This is a genomic window from Mesorhizobium sp. WSM4844 (assembly GCF_055811775.1).
On the sequence record NZ_JBVVQB010000010.1, the window covers coordinates 41,043 to 65,950 of the forward strand.

26 protein-coding genes are annotated in these 24,908 nt (G+C 61.7%); 9 read left to right on the forward strand and 17 right to left on the reverse strand.

The window, feature by feature from the left end:
- Positions 1-223: 223 nt before the first annotated feature.
- The 7 genes from AC0L2A_RS11015 to AC0L2A_RS11045 all read right to left on the reverse strand — a co-directional run bounded on the left by AC0L2A_RS11015 (position 224) and on the right by AC0L2A_RS11045 (position 9,246).
- Positions 224-1,282 carry an AI-2E family transporter gene (locus tag AC0L2A_RS11015; RefSeq protein ID WP_473608783.1) on the reverse strand — a complete coding sequence of 353 codons (1,059 nt, stop codon included), beginning with the start codon at positions 1,280-1,282 and terminating at the stop codon, positions 224-226.
- A 6-nt stretch (positions 1,283-1,288) separates the two neighbouring features.
- Positions 1,289-3,124 (reverse strand): SLC13 family permease, encoded by a 1,836-nt coding sequence (locus tag AC0L2A_RS11020; protein ID WP_473519336.1) that lies wholly within the window; start codon positions 3,122-3,124, stop codon positions 1,289-1,291.
- Positions 3,125-3,170: 46 nt separating this feature from the next.
- Positions 3,171-4,373, reverse strand: coding sequence for a M20/M25/M40 family metallo-hydrolase (locus AC0L2A_RS11025; RefSeq protein WP_473608785.1), 1,203 nt, complete (start codon positions 4,371-4,373; stop codon positions 3,171-3,173).
- A 50-nt stretch (positions 4,374-4,423) separates the two neighbouring features.
- Positions 4,424-5,974 carry an AbgT family transporter gene (locus AC0L2A_RS11030; protein WP_473608786.1) on the reverse strand — a complete coding sequence of 517 codons (1,551 nt, stop codon included), beginning with the start codon at positions 5,972-5,974 and terminating at the stop codon, positions 4,424-4,426.
- 364 nt (positions 5,975-6,338) lie between these two features.
- Positions 6,339-7,262: a DUF6492 family protein gene (locus tag AC0L2A_RS11035; RefSeq protein WP_473608787.1), complete on the reverse strand. Its 924-nt coding sequence runs from the start codon at positions 7,260-7,262 to the stop codon at positions 6,339-6,341.
- Positions 7,259-8,077 (reverse strand): WecB/TagA/CpsF family glycosyltransferase, encoded by an 819-nt coding sequence (locus AC0L2A_RS11040; protein ID WP_473608788.1) that lies wholly within the window; start codon positions 8,075-8,077, stop codon positions 7,259-7,261. The genes AC0L2A_RS11035 and AC0L2A_RS11040 overlap by 4 nt, the downstream gene beginning before the upstream one ends.
- Positions 8,074-9,246, reverse strand: coding sequence for a glycosyltransferase (locus AC0L2A_RS11045; protein WP_473608790.1), 1,173 nt, complete (start codon positions 9,244-9,246; stop codon positions 8,074-8,076). Before AC0L2A_RS11045 ends, AC0L2A_RS11040 begins: the two co-directional genes overlap by 4 nt.
- A 175-nt stretch (positions 9,247-9,421) precedes the next feature.
- On the opposite strand from AC0L2A_RS11045, the gene AC0L2A_RS11050 reads away from it, so the two are divergent.
- The 3 genes from AC0L2A_RS11050 (at position 9,422) to proC (ending at position 12,652) form a co-directional block, all read left to right on the forward strand.
- Positions 9,422-10,420, forward strand: coding sequence for a glycosyltransferase family 2 protein (locus AC0L2A_RS11050; protein ID WP_473511366.1), 999 nt, complete (start codon positions 9,422-9,424; stop codon positions 10,418-10,420).
- Entirely contained in the window at positions 10,389-11,708 is a 1,320-nt protein-coding gene (locus AC0L2A_RS11055; protein ID WP_473519335.1) for an O-antigen ligase family protein, read from the forward strand. Before AC0L2A_RS11050 ends, AC0L2A_RS11055 begins: the two co-directional genes overlap by 32 nt.
- A 128-nt stretch (positions 11,709-11,836) precedes the next feature.
- Positions 11,837-12,652 carry a pyrroline-5-carboxylate reductase gene (gene proC, locus AC0L2A_RS11060; protein ID WP_473517491.1) on the forward strand — a complete coding sequence of 272 codons (816 nt, stop codon included), beginning with the start codon at positions 11,837-11,839 and terminating at the stop codon, positions 12,650-12,652.
- A gap of 276 nt (positions 12,653-12,928) precedes the next feature.
- On the opposite strand, the gene AC0L2A_RS11065 is transcribed toward proC, so the two are convergent.
- Positions 12,929-14,245, reverse strand: a complete 1,317-nt coding sequence (locus AC0L2A_RS11065) for an NAD(P)H-dependent oxidoreductase (RefSeq protein WP_473608791.1) — start codon at positions 14,243-14,245, stop codon at positions 12,929-12,931.
- Positions 14,246-14,442: 197 nt separating this feature from the next.
- Here AC0L2A_RS11065 and AC0L2A_RS11070 point away from each other — a divergent pair, with 197 nt between their 5' ends.
- From AC0L2A_RS11070 to AC0L2A_RS11080, 3 genes are all read left to right on the forward strand, one after another.
- Positions 14,443-15,216: an SDR family NAD(P)-dependent oxidoreductase gene (locus tag AC0L2A_RS11070; protein WP_091595146.1), complete on the forward strand. Its 774-nt coding sequence runs from the start codon at positions 14,443-14,445 to the stop codon at positions 15,214-15,216.
- Between the two features lie 213 nt (positions 15,217-15,429).
- Positions 15,430-16,149 carry a hypothetical protein gene (locus tag AC0L2A_RS11075; protein ID WP_473608792.1) on the forward strand — a complete coding sequence of 240 codons (720 nt, stop codon included), beginning with the start codon at positions 15,430-15,432 and terminating at the stop codon, positions 16,147-16,149.
- Between the two features lie 174 nt (positions 16,150-16,323).
- Positions 16,324-17,244: a YihY/virulence factor BrkB family protein gene (locus tag AC0L2A_RS11080; protein ID WP_473511357.1), complete on the forward strand. Its 921-nt coding sequence runs from the start codon at positions 16,324-16,326 to the stop codon at positions 17,242-17,244.
- 33 nt (positions 17,245-17,277) lie between these two features.
- Here the strand turns inward: AC0L2A_RS11080 and AC0L2A_RS11085 are convergent, their stop codons facing one another.
- Complete coding sequence (locus tag AC0L2A_RS11085) at positions 17,278-17,556, reverse strand: DUF3606 domain-containing protein (protein WP_473511355.1); 279 nt, start codon at positions 17,554-17,556, stop codon at positions 17,278-17,280.
- A 225-nt stretch (positions 17,557-17,781) separates the two neighbouring features.
- Here AC0L2A_RS11085 and AC0L2A_RS11090 point away from each other — a divergent pair, with 225 nt between their 5' ends.
- Positions 17,782-18,045 carry a hypothetical protein gene (locus AC0L2A_RS11090; RefSeq protein ID WP_027155567.1) on the forward strand — a complete coding sequence of 88 codons (264 nt, stop codon included), beginning with the start codon at positions 17,782-17,784 and terminating at the stop codon, positions 18,043-18,045.
- A gap of 208 nt (positions 18,046-18,253) precedes the next feature.
- Positions 18,254-18,454: a CsbD family protein gene (locus tag AC0L2A_RS11095; RefSeq protein WP_023800267.1), complete on the forward strand. Its 201-nt coding sequence runs from the start codon at positions 18,254-18,256 to the stop codon at positions 18,452-18,454.
- Between the two features lie 128 nt (positions 18,455-18,582).
- Here the strand turns inward: AC0L2A_RS11095 and AC0L2A_RS11100 are convergent, their stop codons facing one another.
- Positions 18,583-18,783: a hypothetical protein gene (locus tag AC0L2A_RS11100; RefSeq protein ID WP_473511354.1), complete on the reverse strand. Its 201-nt coding sequence runs from the start codon at positions 18,781-18,783 to the stop codon at positions 18,583-18,585.
- Positions 18,784-19,101: 318 nt separating this feature from the next.
- Between AC0L2A_RS11100 and AC0L2A_RS11105 the strand changes: the two genes are divergently transcribed.
- Positions 19,102-19,995, forward strand: a complete 894-nt coding sequence (locus AC0L2A_RS11105) for a transglutaminase family protein (RefSeq protein WP_473511352.1) — start codon at positions 19,102-19,104, stop codon at positions 19,993-19,995.
- A gap of 83 nt (positions 19,996-20,078) precedes the next feature.
- Here AC0L2A_RS11105 and AC0L2A_RS11110 read toward each other — a convergent pair whose 3' ends face one another.
- The 7 genes from AC0L2A_RS11110 to AC0L2A_RS11140 all read right to left on the reverse strand — a co-directional run bounded on the left by AC0L2A_RS11110 (position 20,079) and on the right by AC0L2A_RS11140 (position 24,881).
- On the reverse strand, positions 20,079-20,378 hold the full coding sequence (locus AC0L2A_RS11110) for a DUF1236 domain-containing protein (RefSeq protein WP_077379707.1): 300 nt from the start codon (positions 20,376-20,378) through the stop codon (positions 20,079-20,081).
- A gap of 442 nt (positions 20,379-20,820) precedes the next feature.
- Positions 20,821-21,060: a hypothetical protein gene (locus tag AC0L2A_RS11115; RefSeq protein ID WP_091595132.1), complete on the reverse strand. Its 240-nt coding sequence runs from the start codon at positions 21,058-21,060 to the stop codon at positions 20,821-20,823.
- 7 nt (positions 21,061-21,067) lie between these two features.
- Positions 21,068-21,313, reverse strand: coding sequence for a hypothetical protein (locus AC0L2A_RS11120; RefSeq protein WP_436798460.1), 246 nt, complete (start codon positions 21,311-21,313; stop codon positions 21,068-21,070).
- Positions 21,314-21,529: 216 nt separating this feature from the next.
- The gene (locus tag AC0L2A_RS11125) at positions 21,530-22,213 is read right to left on the reverse strand and encodes a Crp/Fnr family transcriptional regulator (RefSeq protein ID WP_473608794.1); all 684 of its coding nucleotides are present in this window, start codon (positions 22,211-22,213) and stop codon (positions 21,530-21,532) included.
- A 317-nt stretch (positions 22,214-22,530) separates the two neighbouring features.
- Positions 22,531-22,893 carry an HNH endonuclease gene (locus AC0L2A_RS11130; RefSeq protein ID WP_139172623.1) on the reverse strand — a complete coding sequence of 121 codons (363 nt, stop codon included), beginning with the start codon at positions 22,891-22,893 and terminating at the stop codon, positions 22,531-22,533.
- Between the two features lie 143 nt (positions 22,894-23,036).
- The gene (locus AC0L2A_RS11135) at positions 23,037-23,678 is read right to left on the reverse strand and encodes a glutamine amidotransferase (protein WP_473608887.1); all 642 of its coding nucleotides are present in this window, start codon (positions 23,676-23,678) and stop codon (positions 23,037-23,039) included.
- 201 nt (positions 23,679-23,879) lie between these two features.
- Entirely contained in the window at positions 23,880-24,881 is a 1,002-nt protein-coding gene (locus AC0L2A_RS11140; protein ID WP_091595126.1) for a rhamnose ABC transporter substrate-binding protein, read from the reverse strand.
- Positions 24,882-24,908: the final 27 nt, after the last annotated feature.

The following is a 24,908-nucleotide window of genomic DNA, read 5'->3' on the forward strand; positions in this document are numbered from 1 at the left end:
AGGTTTTGCGTTGACCTTCGTAGCTGCGCAGATTCCCGGCATTGGCCACTTGGTTGGGCACGCTGAAAACGCCGCCGATTGGGCTGGGCGGGCTTACCCCTGCCGTCCTGATCGGGGTCGGCGTATCGGGCCTGCTCGGTGGCGTCGTTCTGATGACTGTTCTCGGTCTAATCCGAGCCCGCGTGAAAGGTTAATTTCCGGGGCTGGCTGCTCTTACTGTTCCCTATCCACATGTTCCGTATCTACCTTGGGCGCTTCCCACCTCATCGTCAGGGGCGCCTAACAACTGGGCGAGCCACCTGGCCGACGGAGACTGGGCGCAGAAGGTCAGCACTGCAATTGCTATCGGGACCCCGATGAAGGCGCCGAACAGGCCCCAGAGGAACATCCAAAGGAAGACAGAAAACAGCACGAGAAAGGGCGACAGCGCCAACGCCTTGCCGGCCAAACGCGGCTCTACATAACTGCCGATCGCGAACTGGATGAGATTGAGGCAGGCAAAGACGAAAAGTGCGGAATACAGGGATTCGAACTGGGCCAGCGCGTAGAAGGTCGGCAGCAGCGTTGCGACGAACGGGCCGACGAAGGGGATGAAATTCAAAGTGAAGGCGATGACGCCCCACTCCGTGGCAAGCTGCAGGCCAAGCGCCAGGGTAAACACGTAGATCATGCCACCCGTTGCAACGCTCATGATCGTTCGGATCACCAGGTACCGGCGCAGCTTGGCGGCTGTGCGTTCGCCGCCGACGATCAGGATGCGCGCAGCCTCGCCGCTGACGATGCTGGGGATTTTGCGCGCCAGCGGGCCGACCTCGAGCAGGCCGAGCAGCACGTAGATCAGTACCACGATCCAGAACGAGATCGTCGTGTTCAGCCGTGCTGACAGGCCCTGCATCGCCGCCACAGCCCAGCGCACATTGAAATGCTCCGCCCATAGGCCGGCAACGGCGATCCCGTGCGTCTCCAGCCAGGCTGTCGCCTGTTCGTAGAGCGCTTGAAGCCGCGGCGTCTCGGCGATGACGGATCTGCCGATCCGACCGAATCCCCAGGCCACGACGGACGCGAACACGATGAAGACCAGCATGACGAGCGTTACAACAATGGCGAGCGCCAGAAGCTGCGGCAGGCGTGCCTGCAGCCGTTTCTGAACCGGCCAGACGATCGCGATGATAAAGAGGGCGCAGGCGACCGGCGCAATGATCGCGTCGGCGAAATAGAGCGCGGCCAGCAGGAGAATTGCGCAGATGATGCCCAGCAGAACCGGAACCCAGCGGGCATTCATGGCAATTCAGAAGCTCCAGATCATCGGCACTATGAGCACGGCCACGACAAAGAACCAGAGCATGAGCGGTAGACCAAGCTTCCAGTAGTCACCGAAAGCGTAACCGCCGGGACCCATGACCATCAGGTTCGTGGGGGTTGCGATCGGCGTCAGGAATGCTGCGGCCGCCGCCACGGCGGTGCTCATGAGCACGGGACGGGGCGAAATACCCATGGTTAGCGCGGCTGCGACCCCGATCGGGATGACGATGAGAGCAGTCGCGGTGTTGCTGATGAGCTGCCCCATTATGGCAGTCAGCACGAACAGGCCGGCGAGCAGGGCAATGGGACCGGCGTCGCCGACCAGCGACACCAGATGCTCTGCCATCAGTTTCGCGGCGCCTGTCTCGACCATGGCGGTGGACAGCGGCATCATCGCGCCGACAAGGATCACGGTCGTCCAATCGATGGCTCGGTAGGACTGATCGACACTCATGATCCCCGACAGGACGATCGCTCCGGCGGCGAGCAGGCCGGCTACCGCTGGCGGGGTGATGCCCGTGGCGAGGAGCACGACCATCGCGATCAGAATGGCAACGGCCTGGCGGGCACCCGGCCCCATCGGCACCGCCTGACGACGCACCAGTTCGGGCGAATTGACGACCAGGACATCCGGATCCTTGAGGCGGTGGTCGAGAGCTTTCCACGTTCCCTGCAGGAGCATCGTGTCCCCGGCCTGCAGCACGATACCTCCTGCATCTCGTGTTGCGTTGGTGGCGACCACCTCTGCGCCGGCGCGCTGCACGGCAAGGACGATCAGGTCGCCGCTCTCGGTGACCATGCCCGGGAAAACGTTCTGGCCAATAAGGCCGGAGCGTGGCGGAATCACCACCTCGGCGAGGCCCGAGCTGCGGTTGAACAGCGTCTCCTCTCCCTGCCCTGGCGCCGCCGACTCGCTAAATGCGAGGTGTTTGTCGGCAGCGAACGCAGCGGCCGACTCGGCGTCGCCCCGCAGCAGCAGGTGATCCCCCTCGGCGATAACAGGTCTGCGAAGCGGGCTGGCCGTTTCACCCTCCTGAACGGCGACGACTTGCAGGTCGGGATAGGTGCCCAACTCGATCGCAGACGCGGGCATGCCGATAAACGGCGAACTTGCGCGCACGCGCATTTGGTAGACGCCGCTGGCAAGGCCGTATTGCTCGACGAGCGTCTTCGCATGGCGGCTGAAGTCGGCAGGCATGGTCGCGCCGTTGCGTTCGGGCAACAGCCGTTTTCCGAACACTATGATGATGGCCATCGTTCCTGCCAGCAGCGGCAAGCCTACAAGCGCGAATTCGAAGAAGCCGAAGCTGCCCACGCCGGCGTCGCTGCCCGCGTTCGACACCAACACGTTCACTGGCGATCCCGTCAGAGCCAACTTTGAGCCGGCATGCGCGGAAAAAACGAGAGGCAGGAGCAGCTGGGCCGAATTTCGCTTCAGGCGGACGGCGATGACGACCACCACTGGCAGGAGTGCAGCCACGGCGCCATTGACACTGATCAGCGCTGTAAGGAGCGCGACCATACTCATCGTCAGCAGCAGCAGGCGGGCGCGGCTCTCTTCGCCTGCGCCACGGATCAGAAGTTGCCCGGCCCAGGCGGTGACGCCCGTCACGTCGAGGCCGGCGCTGACGATGAAGAGGGAGGCTATGAAGATCACTGCGGGATCACCGAAGCCGCCGAGCGCCTGATCAATCGTCAGGACGCCGGTTGCCCACAACGCGGTGGCCGTCGCCATCGCGACAACGACGACTGGCAACCGGTTCCAGACGAACAGGACGACGACGGCTGCGATGATGGTGGCAGTGTACGCTATGGGGCTCAATCGCTTGGTTCCTCACCGGCCCTACGGCCGACCCGCGGCATGACTGCTACTCTTCCAGTGTCGCCATAAGTACGCCCAGGCGGCAGCCCTTCTCGTATTCGGCAAGGTTCACATATTCCTTGATGGTATGGATCTCGGCCTGGCCCGCACCGATGGTGATGGTAGGGATGCCATGTTTGTCGAGCCAATTTGCATCCAGCCCGCCATTGGAGAAGAGACAGCGGGCCTCGATGCCCAGCATCTTCAACGCCTTGGTGGCCCGCGTCACGACCAGGCTGTCCTCTGCGAGTTTGAAAGGAGGGTAGGAGGTCTGGTGGCTGAACGTTACTTCTGCCGTCTGGCCCTCATGATCTCTGACCTGCCCCTTCGCCTTGCCGAAGGCATCTGCGTAACCCTTGGCGATCTTCGTTGCGAAAGCTGCCTCGGGGCTGCGAGCCTCTCCCTTGATGGATGCGTAGTCGGTAACGACATTGGTTGCATCGCCCGCGGGCTTTCCATCCCTCCCGCCGAAAATGCCGACATTGCTGGTTCCCCGGCCGTCGGGTTTCACAACCTTGCCGAACCAGCCTGCCTGCCGCGCCTCAGTCAAGGCGATCGCTCCTACCAGCGTCGCCGATATGCCCTTTTCGGGCGCCACGCCAGCGTGGGACGCGCGGCCCTTGATCTCGACTTCCCAGTTTTCCTGTCCGACCGCGCCGATGATCAGATCGGAGGCGAGTTGCCCATCGACATTGATGCACATGACAGGGCCACCGAGATCGGCGGGGTTCAACTCGCGCGCCCCGTGAAGCCCGCTCTCTTCCCGTACCGTGAAAAGCAGCGTGATCGGCGGATGCGGTAGCTTGTGCCTGATGAGCGTTTCGGCAAGCACAACCAGAAGCGCCACACCGGTGCGGGCGTCGCCTCCGAGTGCTGTCGTGCCGTCGGAGACGATGCGATCGCCTTCCCTTCGGGGCTTCGCCCCGGCGCACAGCGGCACTGTGTCAAGATGGGTGGAGAACAGCAGCCTTGGTGCGCTGCGCGTCCCGGGCAGATCTACAATCAGATTGCCAGTTTCGGTTGGCAACGCAATGCGGGTATTGGCGTCATCGAAGCGGATTGCCGAAGCTGGCACGCCAACGGCCTTCAGTGCGTCACTGACAGCCGCCGCGATATTGGCCTCGTATCCGGTCACACCTTCGATCGAAAGGAACCGCATCAGGTGCTCTTCGGCGGCAGCGACATCGAGGGGAATCGGAACTTCGCTCATCTTACCTCCTCCAAGATTTGAGTGCTGTTCGCATCGTGGTGGATCAGCCATTACAGGCCCCATGGGAGGCCAAACGCCTGCCAGCCCGCGAAGAGTGCCGTCCACAGGACGTACATCCACAGGACGTAGGGAAGCATCAGCGATACGATCGTGCCAACGCCTGCGGATTTGTCGTATTTTTGGGCAAATCCAACTACGAGAGCAAAATAGGCATTGAGCGGGGTAATCGCGTTCATCGGTGAGTCACCGACACGATAAGCCGCCAAAACAGCTTCCGGCTCGACGCCTAGTTTCATCAGCAAAGGCACGAAGACCGGAGCGAAAATCGCCCATTTCGCGATTGCTCCAGTCAACAGCAGATCGATGATCGCGACCACGAGGATGAAGCCGAGCAGAAGGGGCAATGCGCCTATGTTTGCAGCTTGCAGCGCACCCGACAGGCTCAGCGCCATAACCGTTCCGATGTTGGTGTAGGTAAAGTAAGCGACGAACTGGCTGAGCACGAAGAACAGAAAGATCGTCCCGCCCAGGTTCTTGATCGACTTTTCAATCGCGCCGATGACCTCGGTCAGGGTGCGCAGCGTGCCGGCTCCGATGCCGTACGACCAGCCGGTCACCAGGAAGATCAGCATGATCAGCGCGATCAGGCCGTTCATGAAGGGCGAGTTGCCGATCAGTTCGCCGGTTTCGGGGTTTCGCAACGGCGCCCAAGACGGCAGTGTCAGGAAACAAAAAACGACGATCAGGCCGATCAGCCCGTATAAGGCATAGCGCAATCCGCGGGATTCTCTTTCGGACAGTCCCGCACTCTGATCGGGAACCGTTCCATCCCCGGACTTCTCGGGCTTGTAGACCCCGAGCCGCGGTTCGATCATGCGGTCGGAGATGAACGCGATGATCACTGTCAGAAACAGCACGGATGCTATGGAGAACCAGACATTCGAGGCCAAGCCGATCGATCTGTTGGGGTCGACGAGATGCGCCGCATCGTTCGTGAATTCGACCAGCACTGCATCAAGCGGCTTGATGAGCATATTGACTGTAAAGGCACCTGCCACAGCGGCGAAACCCAGGGCGAGACCGGCAAGCGGGTGACGCCCGACTGCGAGATAAGCGATACCGGCCAGCGGAATCAGGACCAGATAACCCGCGTCGGCGGCAACGCTGGCGATGATGCCGACGAAGGCGAGGATATAGGTCAGGGCCCAGGCCGGTGACACGACTACGAGCTTTCGGATCAGCGCGGTGACCAGGCCGGATTCCTCCGCCACGCCGGCGCCGACCATTGCTGCGATCATCAGCCCGACCGCAGTGAAGCTCATGAAGTTGGGAATGAGCGAGGCATACAGAAAGCGTATGCCTTCAATGCTCAGCAGGCTACGGATCTCGGTGGTCGCCGTTTCAATCTCATGCGTATCCGCATTGATGCGTTCGAACGTCACCGCGGCGCCGAAGGCGCTCAGGAGCGCCGACAAGACGATGACGATTGCAATCAGGATCAGGAAAATGACGACCGGATGAGGAACCATGTTCCCCACTCTTTCGACTGCGTCGAGAAATCTTTGCATTGCGGTTTTTGGAACCGCATTCGCGTTGGGCATCTCGGCCTTCCTCTCTGCAGGACCCGCGCAGCGCGTCCCCCCGGCAATACTCAGATCAAACGGGCTTTGAGCTTAGTCCTCTACTGTGAGGAGTCATGAGCGCAGAATCCAAAGCCTTGGCCGCCTGTCCCGAAATCGCCCGTAAGTCTTTCACGCCCGATCGCCCTGACAATGAAACACAAGGAATGGAACGATCAGCGTAGACTCTGGACTTTAAGCGAATGTGTAAGGGCGGCGGCAATTGCTAGTCTCGGTCAAGGTTCTCGAAGAGCCATGAGCAGCCGTGATGCTTAAATACTTTGGGGTTCGGTCCCGGCATTGTCATGCAGAAGCGGGTCGAGGTAATCGCGCTTTTACCCCAGCACTAATCGAGCCCGATCAGACGGCGGATGCGGCCGACATCGGTGCCGATGAAGGACTGCATGCCGATGGCCACCTGTTGCGGCGCCATGGCGGCGACGAAACGGCGGAACTCGTCATCCGACAGCGCCTCGCCCGTCCAGTGGACGCGGCAGAACGCCTCCGAGTCATGGAAATGGCCGGCGCCATCGAGCACGTCGTCGACATAGCGGCCGTAGATCATGCATTCGGAGAATTTGCGCGCCGCACCAACGATTTCGACCCAGTTGCGGCCATGGATCTTCTCGATCCGCGCGCACAGCGCCGTCACGGTTTGGCGGCGCCAGGCAATCAGCGTCGAAATGTAGTCGTGGGTCGAAACCTCCGATGGCTCGATGCCAAGCGCCGAACCGGCATTGCGCGACCAGATGCGATGCTCCTCATGACCGTCACCAGACAGCACGCCGTCGCGGCGGAACAGCCGCACCTTGCCATCGCGCCAGAAGGCGCTGCAGTCGAAAGGTTTTAGGAACGCCACGTCGGAATCGCAGAAGACCAGCACGTCTTCGCCGGCGTGCGCCGATATCGCGATACGGCGAAGCTGCTGCACGTGCCAGCCGCGCAGCGGCTTGGTCTTCAGGCTGAGCCAGATGCGCCGGCGGAACAGGCTGAGCGGATCGTCGAAGGCATGCAGCCAGCGCGGCAACAGGTCCCGCTCGTCGACGATGGTGCGGCGATTGTTCTCCAACTGACGAAACAGCGCCACGTCACGATGCTCGACAAGAATATAGTGGTGCGCCACGCCGGAAACGTAGCGGTCGATTGTGTCGCACAGCAGGCGGCAGCGCTCCAAATCTGGCGCATAGCTTGCCGTCACGACCGCCGCCGTCGGCGCCCGGGGAAGGAAATCAGCCTCGGGATCAGGGCTCGGCACGAACCCGTTGTTCAATGATCTGCTCCGGGGCCTGCTTTGGGGCGCTTTTCGGCAGCAGCGGGCCTGCGCAAGAATTTCTGGCCGATGACGCGCCACAGGAACAGGGGATTGCCGACCACATAGCGGCGCCAGAGACGGCCCGGTTCGATCCACAACCGAAACAGCCATTCGAGCCTGAGCCGACGCATCCACAGCGGCGCCCGCGGCACCGTGCCGCTCAGGAAATCGAGCAGCGCGCCGACGGCGATCGGCAGCGTGCAGTGGCGCGCGTCGATGTGGCGCGCGATCCATAATTCCTGGCGCGGCACGCCCATGGCGACAAGCAGCACGTCCGGCCGCAATCTGGCGATGCGATCGACGATTGCCGGCTCCTCGGCGGGAGAGAAATACCCGTCATGGATGACCACGAACCGGTGCTGCAACGCGAGCGCTGCCAGCTTCTTCGACGCCGCCTCGGCGTTGACACGGGTCGCGCCGAGCAGCCCCACGGTCAGCGGTCTGGCGGACGCCTGCAGGAAGGCAGGGATGAAATCGGTGCCGTTGAGATTGTCCGGAAACGATGCTCCGTAAAGCAGTTTCGCCGCCAGATCGACGCCGACACCGTCCGGCAGGATGAGAAAATCGTCGAGCGCCTCGGCAACGACCGGGTCCGTATAGGCGACATTGGCGTTGTGCGCGTTGAGAAAGGTGACCTTGGTGAAGCGCCGCTCTGCAATCAACCGGGTCAGGTGCGCGACCGCATCGTCCCAGCGGATGGCAAGGACCGGGATGCCCAGGATTGATTTCAAGCTGTCGGCCCCGAAAACGGCGTGGGCGTTGTGCACATTCATGCAAACATCTCCTGGCCGACAGGCCCGAGCTTTTCCAGGCCGAGCCTGATTGCGGCATCGAGCGCCTTCAGCTGCCGGCGGTGGAAAGCGCTGCCGTCGACGTCCCCGACATCGGCCACTGCTGCTTCAAGGGCGCCGGCGAAGGCGACCGGATCATCGGTCACCACGCAATTGACCGGCCGATGGTCGATGCCGCGCAGCGAATGGCTGGTGGCGACGGAGGGCAGGCCGAGTTCGAAGGTTTCGATGGTCTTGAGCTGCACGCCGCTGCCGGAGGTGCTGATCAGCGGGATGACGGCGGCGCTGCGCACGAAAGCCTGCGCGTCCGGCACGCGGCCGACGAATTCGACGCCGGGATGCGCGGACGCGAGGCCCGACGGCATGCCGCCGGCAATCCTGACCCGGAAATCGGGCCTGAGATGCGGCACCACCTTTTCCAGGAACCAGTCGAGACCGATGCGGTTCGGCTGCCAGGTCCAGGTGCCGATCAGCGCCGCGTCGCAGTCGATGCGGCGCGGGGTTTTTTGCACCGGCGGCTCGGCGCAAGTCACCAGCGGCAGCACCGCCGAGCGGCCGTCGGAGGCGACGCCGAGCGCTGAGCGATCTTCCTCGGCCAGCGTGAAGACGAAGCGTGCCCGGCGGCAGAGCCGTTCTTCCACAGTCTTGAGCAGCCTTGCCTCACGGCGAAACAGCAGGCGCTGGAAAAGGCCGCCGGCGGCAGCGGCGTTCTCCTGCGCCGAACGATGCTCGACATTGTGGGCGACGAAGATTGACGGCCGGTCGCCGAAAAGCCTTTCGAAGGCGCCGGCGAACTGCACGGAATTCAAGACGTAGCCGTCGAAAGGGCCGGCGCGTTCGACGGCGGCGCGGACCTCGCTGGCGTTGACCACCCGCAGCTTGACCGACGCGAAAGTGAGGCCGGAGAGCATCGCCCTTGCAACCCAGGCGAGCTTTTGCAGCGATGAGGCGGTTTCGGTGCGCACATCGACAGCGCCGAGCACGATGGTGTTTTGCGGATCGCTCGCAGGCTTGCCCGGCCAGGTGAAGCCGATCACGGTGACCCGCGCGCCGGCGCGCCGCAACGCGGCGATGATCGCGGCATTGGCGATCTCGTAGCCCGAGGCAAGGGCTCCGTCGGGCACGATCGATGTGGCGAACAGCAGATGCATCTCACCTATCCTAAGCGGATACAGCTAACAAAGTGCGGTGAAGCCTTGATTAAATGAAGATATTTGGTGGCCCGGCGTTGCCGATTTGCGGGCTTGTCCACGAAGGTGATAAACGAAACGTTATCATCACGGATGCTATCGAGAGCCAAACTCACCAATCCCGGGCTGGACACGGATGATCCCTTTGCCATTGGACGGTTCGGTATCGATCGCAGGGCGGTCGCCGGGACTTGTCGCCGCTGCCGTCGAGGCGGTCGTTACGCTGCCGACCTTCAAACGGCCCGAGCAACTGCTGGCGACGCTGGCATCGCTCAAGGCCCAGGAAACCGGCAGACGATTCGCAATCATCGTCATCGAGAACGAAGCCGAGGCGCGCGCCGGCGCCAAGGCGGCACTGCCGCTGTTCGAGCGCGGCGACATCCCGGGCATGGTGATCGTCGCGCATGAGCGCGGCAATTGCAGCGCCTACAATGCCGGCTGGCAGACGGCTATCCTGCACTTTCCTGACTTCAGCCACCTGCTGGTCATCGACGACGACGAGATCGCCGATCCGCAGTGGCTCGAGCGCATGTGCCAGGCGGCCGAGACGATCGGTGCCGACATTGTCGGTGGCCCGCAAACGCCTGTGTTTGCCGACGCGGCCCATGCCAGTTGGGCCGAGCACCCGGTCTTTGCGCCACCTTATCGGCAGACCGGGCGGGTACCCGCGCTGTATTCCTCCGGCAATTTGCTGGTCGGCCGCAACGTGCTCACCGCCATGGGGCCGCCCTTCCTCGACCTGAAATTCAACTTCATGGGCGGCGGCGATTCCGATTTCCTGAGCCGGGCGGCACAAACAGGTTTTGTGCTTGGCTGGTGCGCCGAAGCGCAAGTGCATGAAACAATTCCGGCCCGGCGCATCGAGGCCGACTGGATCCGTGCCCGCAGCCTGCGCAACGGCGTCATCTCGACACTGGTCGAGAAGAAGAAGCGGGCCGGCACGCCGTTCGCCGGCACCAGGGTTTTCTTGAAGAGCCTGGCGCTGCTTGCCGTCTCGCCGTTTCGCGGCGCGGCCAGGCTGGCGCAGACGGGGTCGTTGGCGACGGCCTTATACCCAATCCATGTCGCTGTCGGCCGCGTGCTTGCCGAATTCGGATACGCCAATGAGCAATACCGGCAGCCTGAGAAGAACTGAACGCGCGCCGCTCAGCGCGGCCTTCACACGCGACGGTGTCGCGTCCGCGATCGCCGCGCTGCTGTTCACTGTCATCCTGGTGTCGTTCCGTCCGTTCCAGCCGGCCGGCGCCGCAACGACCGGCGATGGCGGCGACATCGTCAACCAGCTCGGCTTCGGCTCGCTTGGCGCGATCTCGGTCTTCTCGCTCATGGCTTTTGCCGACCCGCGCGTGGTGCGCTCGCTGCTCAGCCCGTCCTGGCTGCTGATGCTGGCTTTGCTGATGCTTTCGGTGGTGATGGCAACCGATCCGCCGTCGGCCATGCGCGCCGCCTTCTTCACGCTGATCGGCATTTTGACGATGGTGACGATCCTGGCGCTGCCGCGCGACGCCGAAGCTTTCTCGAAAGTCATCATCTTCACCATCGTCGTCGTCATGGGCCTGTCCTATATCGGGCTCATCGTCTTTCCAAACGAGGCGCTGCACACCGCCGCGTCGCTGGAGCCGGAACATGCCGGCCTGTGGCGCGGCGTGTTCACCCACAAGAACATCGCCGGGCCCGTCATGGCCTGCTTCAGCTTCGCCGGGCTGTACCTCTACCGGCGCGGACAGCGGCTCTGGGGCGCATCGATCTTTTGCGCAGCGATGATCTTCATGCTGCACACCGGTTCCAAGACGACGGCCGGACTGGTGCCGTTTTCGATCCTGATCGTCGTGCTGCCGAGCCTGATCGGCATGCGGCTTGGCACGCCGATCCTGTTCGCGCTGGCCATCATCGCCGCAGCGATCGGCACGCTGGGCATCGTCTTCCTGCCGCCGGTGAAGCATCTGGCGGCACTCTATTTCCCCGACCTGACCTACACCGGGCGCACGACTCTTTGGGAGTTCGCCGGCGAGATGCTGGCGAAGCGGCCGTGGACCGGCTATGGCTTCGAGAGCTTCTGGGGCACGCCGCTGCTGTTGAACCAGGACCAGCCTTTCGACCGCGCCTGGGACATCAGAACCATCGTGCACGGCCATAACGGCTATCTCGACATCGCGGTGCTGATGGGCATCCCGGCGCTGTGCGTGGCGGTCTACACGTTCCTAGTCGCGCCGCTGCGCGATTACATGCGCATTCCCTTGCGCAAGGAGAACATCTATCTCGGCGACTTCTTCATGATGGTGGTGCTGTTCGCAGCGCTGAACGCCTTCCTCGAAAGCTTCTTCTTCCATCGCGCCGACCCGGTCTGGCTGCTCTTCGTGTTCGGCATGTTCGGCCTGAGGCAAGTGTCGCTGCGGCCGATGGCGGTTCGTGGTCCGTCCTGATCCTCGGTCCCAACAGGGCTTCCCCGCCTAGTCGCGAGGGTCTATGGGAGAACATCTTTTGGTTTGAGCATCGGATTTTGCCAAAACCGGTACCCACTTTTGGGCCCAATGCTCTGCGGAGGTTTTCCATGACGATCAGGCTTGTTCTCGCCGGCTGCGGCAATATGGGCTACGCCATGCTCTCCGGCTGGCTGAAATCGGGCAAGCTCCCCCCGGCGGCGGTTTTCGTGGTCGAGCCCAATGCCGATCTGCGCAAGCGCGCTGAAGCGCTGGGTTGCAATGCTGCCTCGGATGCCGGCGGCATTCCGGCAGACGCGGTGCCGGCCCTCGCCGTCATTGCCGTGAAGCCGCAAGTGATCCGCGAGGTGACCGCCGCCTACAAGCGCTTCAACGATGGCCGCACCACCTTCCTCAGCATCGCCGCCGGAACGCCGGTCGCCACTTTCGAGTCCATTCTGGGCGATCGCGCGCCGATCGTGCGCTGCATGCCCAACACGCCGGCGGCGATCGGCAAGGGCATGATGGTGGTGTTTTCCAACCGGCTGGTTTCCATCGATACGAAACGTTTCGTTGCCGATCTGCTCTCGGCGAGCGGCGAAGTGACAGATATCGACGACGAGGGCCTGATGGACGCGGTGACGGCGGTGTCAGGGTCTGGCCCGGCCTATGTCTTCCATTTCATCGAAGCACTGGCGGTGGCTGCCGAGACGGCCGGGTTGCCAGCCAAAACCGCCAGGCTGCTGGCCGTGCAGACGGTCTATGGCGCCGCCTCGCTCGCCGCCGAAAGCGGCGAAGATGCGGGCGTGCTGCGCCAGCAGGTGACCAGCCCCAACGGCACAACGGCCGCCGCACTTGCCGTGCTGATGGGCGAGGACCGGCTGACAAAACTGCTCACCGAAGCGGTGGAGGCGGCACGGCTGCGGTCGATCGAGCTGGGGAAGTAGTGGCGGCTTTGCGAGTCGCCGGCGGCGAAGGTCGACGATCAGTTGCAATAACAAACTTCCGTAGCGATCCTTCGCGCCCCCCTCTGTCCTGCCGGACATCTCCCCCACTTGGGGGGAGATCGGACGTCACGCCGGCTTTCGCCTATCTCCAACATCGCAGTGGTGAGTGGCCGCCAGAAGCTGCCAATCTCCCCCCAAGAAGGGGAGATCCCAAGTTTTGGCAAAGAGGGCAGGACAGAGGGGCGCGCTGTCCCGCCGGCATCAAAATTCTGCGCACTACCCCGCCCCGTACAGCATCTCGTCCTGCAGCCGGCGCAAGGCGAACAGCCTGGTGGTCGGGTCGGGCGCGGCATTGGCTGATGTCAGCAGCTCGCCCTTGCTGACCGGCCTCAGCACCTTGCCGCCTTCGAGCAGGCCGACCGGCACGGCGCGGTTGGCGCGGGCCTCTTCGACTGTCATCGTCCAGGAGCGGTAGCAGGTCTCGCCGATCGCGTCGAATGTCTCTCCCGCCGCCAGATCGCGCTTGGCCACGGCGCAGACCTCGGCAACCGGCCTCGGCAGCGGCACCATGTCCGGCTTGCCATAGAGCGCGATGCGCGCGGCGGTGAGCGGCACTTCCAGCGAGGTCAGATGATAGGGCCGGAAGAAGCTGTAATAGGGTCCATGGCCGATTTGCAGATCGTCCATGCGCTCGATGATGCGCGGATGCGTGGCCTCGACGATGACGAACACGCCGGGCGCCACGCCTTTGCCGATGGTGTAGTCGACGACGCCCTTCCTCGACAGGATGCCGCCGTCGGCGCGCGGGATGAGCACCTTGGCCAATTCATCGCGGTCGGCCTTGGGACCGTGCATGCCGGCAATGTCGGGCACCAGCCCGGTGGCGTTGGCGATGGCGCACATCTCGACCATGGTCTTCGAGCCGTCGACGAACTCGACCAGCATGCGCGGGTTCATGTTGCGGCGCAGCGCTTCCGCGCGATAGTCGTCAGGCACGGCGTCGTGGTTGAGCGGGTTGTTCTTGCCCTTGCCGGCTGAGACGATGGTGTAGCCGAGCGCGGAGGCGAACTCGATCAGTTCCATGCAACTCGACGGCTCGTCACCGGCGCCGACCGAATAGACGACGCCGAGGCGGTCGGCCTGCTGCTTCAGATAACAGCCGATGGTGACGTCGGCCTCGACATTCATCATCACCAGATGCTTGCCGTGCTGCATCGCCATCAGGTCGAAATCGGCGGCGACGCCGGGCTTGCCGGTAGCGTCGATGACGATTTCGATCAGCGGATTGGTGACCAGCATCTCATTCGAGGTGATGGCTATTTTTCCGCTCTCTATCGCCTCGCTGAGCTTCGACGGCGTATCGGCCTCGCGCGCCATCGCCTCATCGCCATAGGCGATGCGGATGGCATCACGCGCCGTGTGCGGGCGGCGGGTCGAGACGGCGCACACCGAAATGCCCGGCATCAGCATGCCTTGCGTCACCAGGTCGGTGCCCATCTCGCCTGAGCCGATGACGCCGATGCGCACCGGTCGGCCTTCCGCGGCACGCTTGGCGAGATCGCGGGCAAGCCCGGTCAAGGCGACATTGGTCATGCGCAAGTCCACTGCTTTTGATCTGAAAGGGGGAATAGCAGGGAACGGCAGCCTTTTGCCAACGAAACCGGCCGCCGTCGTCAATTTCTTGCGGCTGGCTTTCGCGCCGCGAGCGGATAGTCTTCCCAGTTACTGTTCAGAGATGAGGAGACCGCCCTGTCGGGCGGCGCCCCGACAGGACTCTCAGGGAGGTTGAGATGACAAACGAGTTCACGCCGAAATTCGATCTGGCTGACAAGGTGGCGCTGGTCACCGGCGCCTCGCGCGGCATCGGGCGCGCTTGCGCGCTCGCCTGCGCCGGCTCTGGCGCCGACATGATCGTTGGCGTTCGCAGCGCTGCCGACGGCGCGGATATCACCGCCGAGATCGAGCGCATCGGCCGGCGCGCGCTGGCGGTACAGATGGACCTCACCGATCTGGCGACGGTGCGAAAAGCGGTCGCCGACGCCCACGCCGCCTTCGGCCGCATAGACGTTCTCGTCAACAATGTCGGGCTCGGGCCTGAAAACCTCGCGGAGAACGTGACCGAAGCGGATTTCGACCTCACCGTGAACGTCAACCTCAAGGGCACGTTCTTCACCACCCAGGCGGTCGGACGGCTGATGATCAAGCAGAAATCCGGACGCATCATCAACATCAGTTCGCAGGCCGGCACAGTGACGCTGAAGGGCGAAGCGATCTACTGCATGACCAAGGCGGCGATAAACCACCTCACCCGCTGCCTCGCGGCCGAATGGGCGCAGCACAAGATCACCGTCAACAGCGTCGCGCCGACCTTCATCTGGACCGACGGAACACGGCCCTCGCTCGCCGATCCGGACTTTCATGCCCATGTGCTTGGGCACATCCCGCTCGGCCGCATCGGTGATCCGATCGATGTCGCCGGCACGGTGGTGTTCCTGGCCTCGCCCGCCGCGTCAATGATCACTGGCGCGAATGTATTGGTCGATGGCGGCTGGTCAGTGGCGTGAGCGAACGGGTCGTCTCGCTGATGGCTGCAAGACACGTCTGGACAGTACAGCCAACGCCGCACTTGCCCGTCAGGTTCGCCACGCTTACGCCGTAAGGGCACCGGCAGGTGGCCGGGCATTACGAAGCGGCAACTTGACAACGGTCCAGTCTTTCAAATTGAGTGAAATCACGATTAATAGAGAACCGGCACAAGACAGATGGGCGAGACACATATGGCATGGGATGAAAGAAAGATCGGTTACGGCACGGGCCACTATTTCATTCAAATGGGCCTTGCGCTGCTGGTGCTCGTCTTTCTCATCGCCCTGCCGCTCGCCTTTCTTCCCGAAGATATCAGGAAGTTCTACCTCAGCGAGGGCGGTCCCATCGAAGTCTTCTCGGCCGCCGGTTACCTGATCGTCGTGGCGACGCTTGTGCGGGAAATGTCCTATCGGGAGTTGCTCAAGCGCTGGTATCTCGTCGCCATAGCGATCGCGATGTGCCTGCGCGAGTTGGACTTCCATGCGCATTTCACCACCCACAACATCACCAAGACCACCCTCTACATTTCGCCTGACGTTCCGCTGTTGGAAAAGCTGATCGGCGCGACGGTCGTTATCGCCCTCGCCATTGCCTTCTATTTTCTCCTCAAAGACGGCCTCCGCAGCTTTGTGCAAGGGCTTCGCCACGGCGAGGCGACTGCCGTTGCCATTGCCGCCGCTATCGGTTGCGCCGTCCTTTCGAAGGTCATCGACGGGGCGCCGTCAAATCTCACATTTCTCGGCATACATGTTGCCCGGAACGATACCTCGGCAGTGTTCGAGGAAATCCTCGAATTGGGGATTCCGATCTATCTGGCCATCGCGGCATTCGCGGCCTTCCCGACGCAGGACGGTCTCACAAAAAGAGCCGCCGGACAGGTCGCGCCAAACAAGCCAGGATCGGTCATCTGATTGCTCTGCCACGCCTTCGTCATCCTAGGTCTGCGCCGCGTCGCTTCGCTCCTTGCTCCGCCCCAGGATGACGAAGTGGAGGGGTGTTTCAGCCAATCCTAGAGGTTGCGACCTGCCACGCTCTGGTCCGCCGCGGTGCTGCCTCTATTTGCTTGAGAAGCAGGCGAGGCAAACATGTGGGATGTGGCGAAAGAGGCCTGGACACTCCTTAGGGAGAGCATCGTCGGCTTCATCAATGACAATGCCTTGAGCCACGGGGCGGCGATGGCGTTCTATGCCACGACCTCGCTCCCGCCGATCCTGCTCATCGTCGTCGCCATCGCAGGCATGGCCTTCGGAAACGATGCGGCACAGCTGGCGCTTTCGGCCCAGATGGCGGGCCTGATGGGTCCGCAGAGCGCCGAGCTCCTGCAAGCGACAATCGAGAACGCAGCACACAAGGAGGCGGGAACTCTGGCGAGCATTTTGGGGCTCGTTACGCTGCTGGTTACCGCATCCGGCGTGTTCGGCGAAATGCAGGTTGCCCTGAACGAGATCTGGAAAGTCAAACCGGGCGGCACATCGATTTCACGTCTCGTGCGGGCACGAGCTGCCAGCCTGGGTCTGGTCGCGGCGCTTGGCTTTCTGCTGCTGGTGTCCCTGGTCGTAAGCGCGGCAATATCGGCGCTTGCAGATATCATCAACGCTTATCTGCCCTTTGGCACCCTCATCCTCAGCGCTATCAACGGGATCGTTTCGTTTGCGCTTATCGCGCTGTTGTTTGCGGCAATCTACAAGGTCCTGCCCGACCGCGCCCTGCAATGGCGCGACGTCGGCGTCGGCGCCGTAGCAACGGCGCTTCTCTTCACGATCGGCAAGTCGCTGATCGGCTGGTATATCGGCACCAGCGCCGTCGCATCGTCATACGGGGCAGCCGGCGCACTGCTCGTCGTGCTGCTGTGGGTCTTTTATTCGTCCGAGATCTTTCTGTTGGGCGCCGAATTTACGCGAGCCTACTCGGTTCGATATGGCAGCCGGTCCGATCTGGAGGCGACCATTGAAGCAAGCAAAACGCGAGCAGAAGCCAGCCACGGCGGCCATGATCGAAAAGTCTGAAAACGAAGTCTCGAATTTTTTTCAGCCGGTTGCTCACTGCCTCCCGAAGCCATTCCCGGCATCGACACCGGCGCTAAAACGCCCGGCGCGGCGCCCTGAGGCGAGCATGGCTTTGGCCGGTCGCAGCGACATGCGAAGTTCCTTCGCCGCAGCCACCAGCTTGGCACGGTCGCTTCCGTATCTCCTGATCAACTGATGGACTTGCGCCGGGGTGATGCCGTTTTGCCGGGCAAAATGCCTTACCACATAATCCTCGCTGCCAGAAATCCGATCCCGGTGGCGAGGATAGAGCTTCGCCGCGTCGGCTGCCATGCTTACTCTCCTTTGGTCACGTTTGCTGACGATGTACGATTGGCCAACGCAAAACGGGCGAATTCGTTGCCGCATGCGACACCAATGCAGTTCGCTTTTTCGCCGCAGGCCCGAGCGCCCGGCCAAAGCAATCGGGTCGAAGCACGTATCTGGTTAAGTCCATACGTCGATTTTTCGAGACTCAGCCCTCAGGCACGCGCATGATATGGGCAGGGAGGAAAAGCCATGCGCGAATTGCCAAAGAGCATTGACGCAGACGTTGTAATCGAAATCAGCAGGTTGCTCGACGACCGTGCGAAGTCGGCACCAGTGCCAGTCCACAAGCTTGCCTCGATGATCTCGAATAGTCTCGAGACCGATCTGCCGACAGCTTCCATCGAAGAGTTGATCGTTGAAATGGCCATGACCCGCCAACTTCCGATGCTGTTCGATCTGCCGGGGGCGGATGCAGACAACGTCATATCGATAGCCTTGGCGCGCGCCAGCTGATCCGGCTGAGGGACCTTTCCGGCCAGTGTGATTTCAAGACGCGGATCGTTCCCGTCCTGCTCCAATTCGCGCCGCTGGCTCCGGCCGGCGGCGTGTTTGCCGCGTCGCCAATGACAATCGTCATCGGCAATAATTCGTCATGGCGATCCGCTGTTTGGGAACATGTGGTGTCCAGTTGCATTTCCTCTAGACAACAAAGGAGGAATTCATGAACTGGGATCAAATCAAGGGAAAATGGATGCAGTTCAAAGGCCAGGCCAAGGAGCAATGGGGCGACCTTACCGACGATGACCTTGATCGCATCGAGGGCAATCGTGACCAACTCGCAGGACGCATTCAGGAGCGGTATGGAATCGCCAAGGAAGAGGCAGAGCGCCAGGTAGACGACTGGTCCAGAAGCCTCACCTGAGTCTTCAATATCCAGGCTGCGCCGTCGATCGGCGCAGCCTCGGCATCATCCAAATTCACGCTCGCAAATGTGGTGCATGCGACGGTGGTGAGTTGATCTGTGCCAGCTGTCGCTCCCGGTTTTCGGAGCTAGCGCGCCGCTTGTCTCTTGGCTTGCACGGCGACGGCGGTAAGGAAAGCCGTTGCGGCAGTATCGCACGCCGCTCGGGACGGGCTATAGGCGAAAAGGATCAGTTCGGCAGCCCTTGTCGTAAGGCCGTGCTTTTTAGCGAAAGCAGCTATTTCGTAAGGCTTGTCGTGGTCTATGGCCAGTTCGTAGTCCTCATTCATTGCTTCCTCCCGTTTGCGACGTTCCTCGCCTTGGCCCCCTCCGCGGCGCAAGGATTAACTTCCCCGGCCTTGAGAGAGTCTACCAATTAGAGATTGCAAAAGGCCTGCGGCGCAAGTCCGCTGCTTTTTTCGCGGCCATGCTGCCAACGGAACCAAGAGCAGCGGGCCAGCATGGAGGATCACTTCGGCGCTAGCCGTGCCGATCTGTTCATCGATCCGCCTGATACGCCCGTCTTGAGGGGCAGCCCCATTTTGTCCGCTGCACATCAAAAAAGATTATATGATGGCGCTGATATCGCAGGTGGTCGACGCAAGCCAATGCCGATCTTTTCAGTCAAGCACACGACCGTCTATCGCTATACGCAGCCGGTGACGTTCGGCGAGCACCGGCTGATGTTCAGGCCGCGCGACAGTTTCGATCAGCGACTTCTGGATCACGGCCTGTTTGTCGACCCCGAGCCGAAAGAAATTGGCTGGATCCACGACGTTTTCGGAAACTGCGTTGCGGTAATCGATTTCAACGGCTCGGGCGACGAACTGCGTTTCGTGACAGACATCCGGCTCGATCACACGCCGCAGCATGCGCCTGATTTCCGTATCGATGACGCAGCACTCAGCTATCCATTTTCCTATGATTCCGACGAGGCAACCGACCTCAGCCAAACCATCGAGCGCCATCACCTCGATGATGGCGACGAGATCGGCAAATGGGCACGACAGTTCGTGAGCGCCAAAGGGCGCACCGAGACGGGCAAATTGCTGATGACGCTTTGCTACGCCATACACGAGAGCTTTGTTTATTCGCGTCGAACTGAATCAGGGACGCAACCGCCTCTGATGACCTTGCACCTGCGTCGAGGCACATGCCGGGACTTTGCGCTGTTCATGATGGAAGCGGTTCGTTCGCTCGGTTTTGCCGCCCGGTTTGTGACCGGTTATGTCTATGTGCCGAGCCGCGACAGCGGTTCTGTCGTCGGCGGCGGGTCGACGCATGCCTGGTGCCAGGTCTATTTGCCTGGCGCGGGTTGGGTCGAGTTCGATCCCACCAACGGCATTGTCGGGAACCGGGATCTGATCAGGGTGGCTGTGGCCAGGCATCCTGGGCAAGCCATCCCACTTTCGGGAAGCTACTGCGGCAGCGCGTCGAGCTTTCTCGGCATGACGGTGGAGGTCAAGGTGGTGAGGGAAGCCGGCAATCACCAGCATCAATAAAATCAGCGTATCCTAATACGTCTCGGGAAGGCCCCAGCCCGCCGCGCCTTTCGGCATGACGGGCTTCAGCGCGAGGGGTCACGTCAGTCGTAGACCTTCACAATCTTGCGGGTACCTGGATCGACCAGGACAGTTCGGCCCTCGATGACGACGTAGCGGTACTGAACGTCCGGCACCTCGTAAAGCTCGACTGTTTCGGGCAAAGCTGTGCCGATGTTGAGCTCGACGCCGGGAAGGCTGAGTGATGCCACCGGTTTCTTTTTCACGTATTCGCGGATCACGGTGTCATGCTCGGGTTGAATAATGACGTCCTGAGCGGCAGCGGCGCTGACACCGACGAGCAGAAGCATGCCTGCCGCAGCCAATGTAAGTTGCTTTCCCATAATAGCCTCCAAGCAACCTGTAGCTGCGGTGCTTGATTGCTGCCGCGGCGGGTTGCCTAGCCATCTCAACGATGCGGAGCAATTCTTGTTCCACCGGCGGTGCGCGAACCGGCTGCCACGGCCTATCAACGCCGATGTTTGGCGACGCCCGCGAAAGCCCGCTCAAGGCCTGGTTTCTTCTTGAGGCGGCGCGTTTGGGACTGGACAATCAGGCTGTGGCCATGTTTCACACGCAGAGGGCCTGTCGCCGGCGTCGCCATAACGTTCCACGAGTTTTGCGAAGCCGTAGGCGAAGGCGGAAAGCAGCGCCAGGATAACCACTATGCGAGCGGCCATACGGGATTATATCAGGCTCCCGCTCAGGATTGACCCCAGCATCAGCTGTGCGAGGCGACTGCGCGAAACCGTAACGCCACTATGCTGCTACCCAGAGGCGTCTAGCTTAGCTAGTTTCCGTCCAGGGGGCCGCATCGAAATCGATCGCAAATCCCGCGTCGATGGCGCTTCGCGCAATGAGATCGCCAATTTGCCAATCCGTGAGTTCGCAAAGTGGAAACATCTTCCTCACGGCGATGGTCACTTCGACTATCGAGACGCTCGGATTGTCGACATGATCGATCAGGTAGCGGACAATCGCTTGCCGAACATCCAATGAATTTGGCTTCTGCAGTGGCGCGGACATTTCCGGCCTACGAATGGAGCCGTGGTTCCAGGCCATCGGCTGTTTTGGCGTCGAAGGCAACGGGCACGCCGTGCACGACGCATGCCGCCGCCAGCATCTCCTCCAACTCGTGGTTGGTGGCCTTGCAAGCCGGCATCAGCGTTCGAATGGCGCGGATCGCCTGCGCGATCGAGAGATACCGAGCCTTGCCTCTGGAAAGGACATAGGCCTCTGTCGCGCCTTCAACGGTGACTGTGTGAAAAGTGTGGCTCATCAACAGTTCCTCCCTGCCAACACTACGACTTTCGTCTAACATGCGGCGACCTTCAAGCTTATGTCTGATATCGGACAATCAGGCGGAGCGCGTCGCGTTTGACCGGCCTCATGCGACGCGCTTTGTTTTTATGCATGTCGCTATCGCAAAACCGCTGCACACCCTCGGGTCAGGCCCTGGGTCAGGCCCGAGGCGCATGCTTGTGCGCGACATGCGTTAGCCGAAGTGACGTTGCTCCTCGTCGGCATAGGCGCCATGTGTGAGCTTTATCATTCCGGCACGGTCGACGATCGTGATCTCGCCGCGCCTGGCGTGAACCAGCCCGCGATATTCAAGCATTTGCAGGGCGGTGGTAACCCCGGGGCGCCGAGAGCCGAGCATGGTCGCCAGGAATTCATGCGTCAGCTGGATCTTGTTGCCCTCGGTCCGGTCGTGGACCATCAGCAACCAGCGGGCCAGCCGTTCCTCGATTTTCGAATGGCCGTTGACCAGTGCCGTCCGCGACGACTGGACAAGGAAGGCGTGGGCATAGGCAAGCAGCGACGCGCGAAGCGACTGGCTCTTTGCCACCTCAGCACGAAGATTCTCAACCGGCAGGCACCAGCCATTGCCTGCGACCTGGATGTAGGTTTCGTTGGGAGAGCTGTCCTGGCCGAGAATGACGGCAACGCCTGTCATGCCATCATAGCCAATGATCCCGACCTCACTCTGCCGCCCCCCAGTCATGGTGGCGACCACCGAAGCGATACCCGCCTCTGGAAAATACACATGCTCGATCGGCTGATACGGCACCTCCAGCTGGGCTTTGAGGTCCAGTTGGACATGATGCATTGACGGCCGCAGCAGCGCGAAATCCTCTGGGGAGAGGGCTTTCAGCAGATGATTGCAAGGAAGGGACACGGCTCTCTCTCTCCCGGACGGGCAAGAGCACGTACCCTCTTACTGTCGGCTGCATCCGCAGCAATGGCGGCCGATATCGAAACATAGGCTGCAAACGCGCGATTGGCAAAACCTGCGCCACCGGCGGCCGAACTTCAAACTGAGACAAGGTGGCGGCAGCAGTCGATCTGGCGCACTTTTGCGCATACTTGCGCGCTGGCTTCGTCAGCGAACATACTGTGCGTGCCACAACCGGGCGCAACCCTGCGCAGCTGTGGATCGAGGTGCCTGGACGAACGTCCGATGGACCCTGCCCATGCGGACATTCCTTACTCAGCTCAAGAGTTGAGCTTCTCCAGATTGCATGGCCAACACAGGATGCGCGCGTTCTCATCGGCGTTCGTGCCGCCGCGCTGGGGCGAAACGTGATGATCGAAGTGCCATGGTGTGTTTGGATGTTGCGCGTGGGGTTTGACTTGCGACCAGAGCGTTAAACACTTCGGACACCGCTCTGGGTTCTCGGCAATGAGGCGGGTTCTTACTGCCTGGGAGAACGCGCCGCCGCTCGCCTTCTTCCTCTCAGCATAAGCTTGGCTGCGTTGGCGCTGGCATACCAAGCAGCGATCGTATGTATTCCACGGGGTGACAGCGTCACACTTGCTACAGAACTTATGAGCGCGCTCGGCTGGCGGAATACGCATCTTGGTTCGGGTTCCTTGCTTGTTTCATTGAAGGCAGGTCCCCACGGGGGGGCTCGCAAGTTCGACTTATTTGATCGCTCGCTCGTAAATTTGTTCCAAATATTCCGGGTTGCCGCTACTGTCTAACCCGGCATCCGACTTTCTTATTCGTTGCCGGCGAGCCAACGGACCATGTTCGCCATCAGTTTTCCGTAGAGCGGCCATCCGAGAAAGTCCTGCGAGAGCCAATGCGGGCCGATATCGGTCGCCCAGGCAATCGCGCGGCCACGGCCATGGCTGCGAACGGCAAGGAGCGGCCAGTCCGTGCCGCGATATTGGCAGGTCGCCAGAAGGCGGGACGAGCCGTCCTGCCTGAATTCCAGCTTGTTCATGCCGAGAATGGGCGGCAACGGCCCCTCCACCCCGGAAAAAATCGGATGGGACGACTGCAGGATCGAGGCGTGGAGGCCTTGCGGCACCTCCATGCCATCGCAAAACGGCAGGCAGCGGACCGGCAGCACGTCTTCGACCGAGGTGTCATGGAACCGCGCCGTCCCGAACATGCCCTGAAAGCCCATGTAACCGCCGGCCAGCATCAGCCCTCCGCCGCCTTCGACATAGGCCTTGAGCAGATCGAGGCGGTTGACGCCGACACGCCCGGCGCGGGCATCCGGCGTGACCAGCAATGTCAGCGCGCCGACATCGGAGATCACCACTGCCTGATATTGGGCGAGCGCATCAAGCTCATAGGGAAACTCCGCGGCGCAGCGCTCGCCGCCGATCTGCGTGACGACGATGCCTTCTATGCGGCGTTGAAGGCCGTCGCACCATTTGTCGAGGTCGCACTTGTAAGCACATCACTACCTATGGCGACCGACGTCGTCGCCGAAAAAGTTTCGCCTGCAAGCAACATCTTCATTGCCGCGCCCCGCACTGTTTTTGTTCGAGAGAATTTGGCAAGGGCGCCGGATCGACCCGGCGCCCCCTTGGGCTTGAGCTTTACAGGGTCAGAACTTGAACTCGGCCAGATTGTCGGGCGTCACTATCTTGGCCGGACCGAGGATCAGTTCGCCGCCGGCGCCAATCGTGTATTCGCCGAGCCTGCCTGCTGTGAACTTCTCACCCTCTTTGCCGGTGATCTTGCACTGCGCAAGCGCCTGGGCTGTCTGATAGGTAAGATAGCCAAGATCGGTGACGTTCCACCAGATATCCTGAGCCGCGCCGTCCTTGATGTATTTCGAGATCAGAGTGGCCGGCGCGAGGCCGGTCAACTTGACCTTGCCGATCATGCCCGCCTCCTCGAGTGCACGCGCGGCCGCCGGAAGGCCAATGCCTGCCGGGACGATGATCACCTTGAGATCCGGAAAGGCCTGGACCAGCGCCAGCGCCTGTTGCTGGTTGATTTGTTCGCTTTCTTCGCCATAGGCGACCTGCACCAGCTTCATTTTGGAGAACTTCGGCTCTGCAGCCATCTTCGCCTTCATGAAGTCGATCCAGGCGTTCTGATTGGTCGCCGTCGGCGTCGACGACAGGATCGCGAATTCGCCTTCACCGCCGCTGAGGGCGAATGCACTTTCCAGCATCATTTCGGCGAGGCTGTCGCCCTTCACCTGATTGACAAACACCGCGCGGGCATCGGCGGCCACATCGGAGTCATACGAAATCACCCTGACGCCCTGCTGAACGGCGCGCTTCAGGGCAGGGGCGACGGCATTGGCGTCGTTGCCGGCAATTGCGATCACCCCGACCTTCTGCGACACGAGGCTGTTGATGAATTCGATTTGCGCCTCGGCAGTCGCCTGCGATGGGGCGACCTGGGTAGCGGTGCCGCCAATTTCCTTCGCTGCCTCTTGTGCACCGCCAAAAGCCACTTTGAAGTAGGGGTCTGTGTCGAGCTTGGGCAGGAAACCGACCGTTACGGGTTCCTTGGCGCACTCCTGGCTGAAGGCCAGCGAGGTTGGCGCCAGCAGAACCGCGGATGCGAACAGGGCTAATCTAAACGCTTTCATTGTGACTCCTCCGTCAAAATTCGGGCT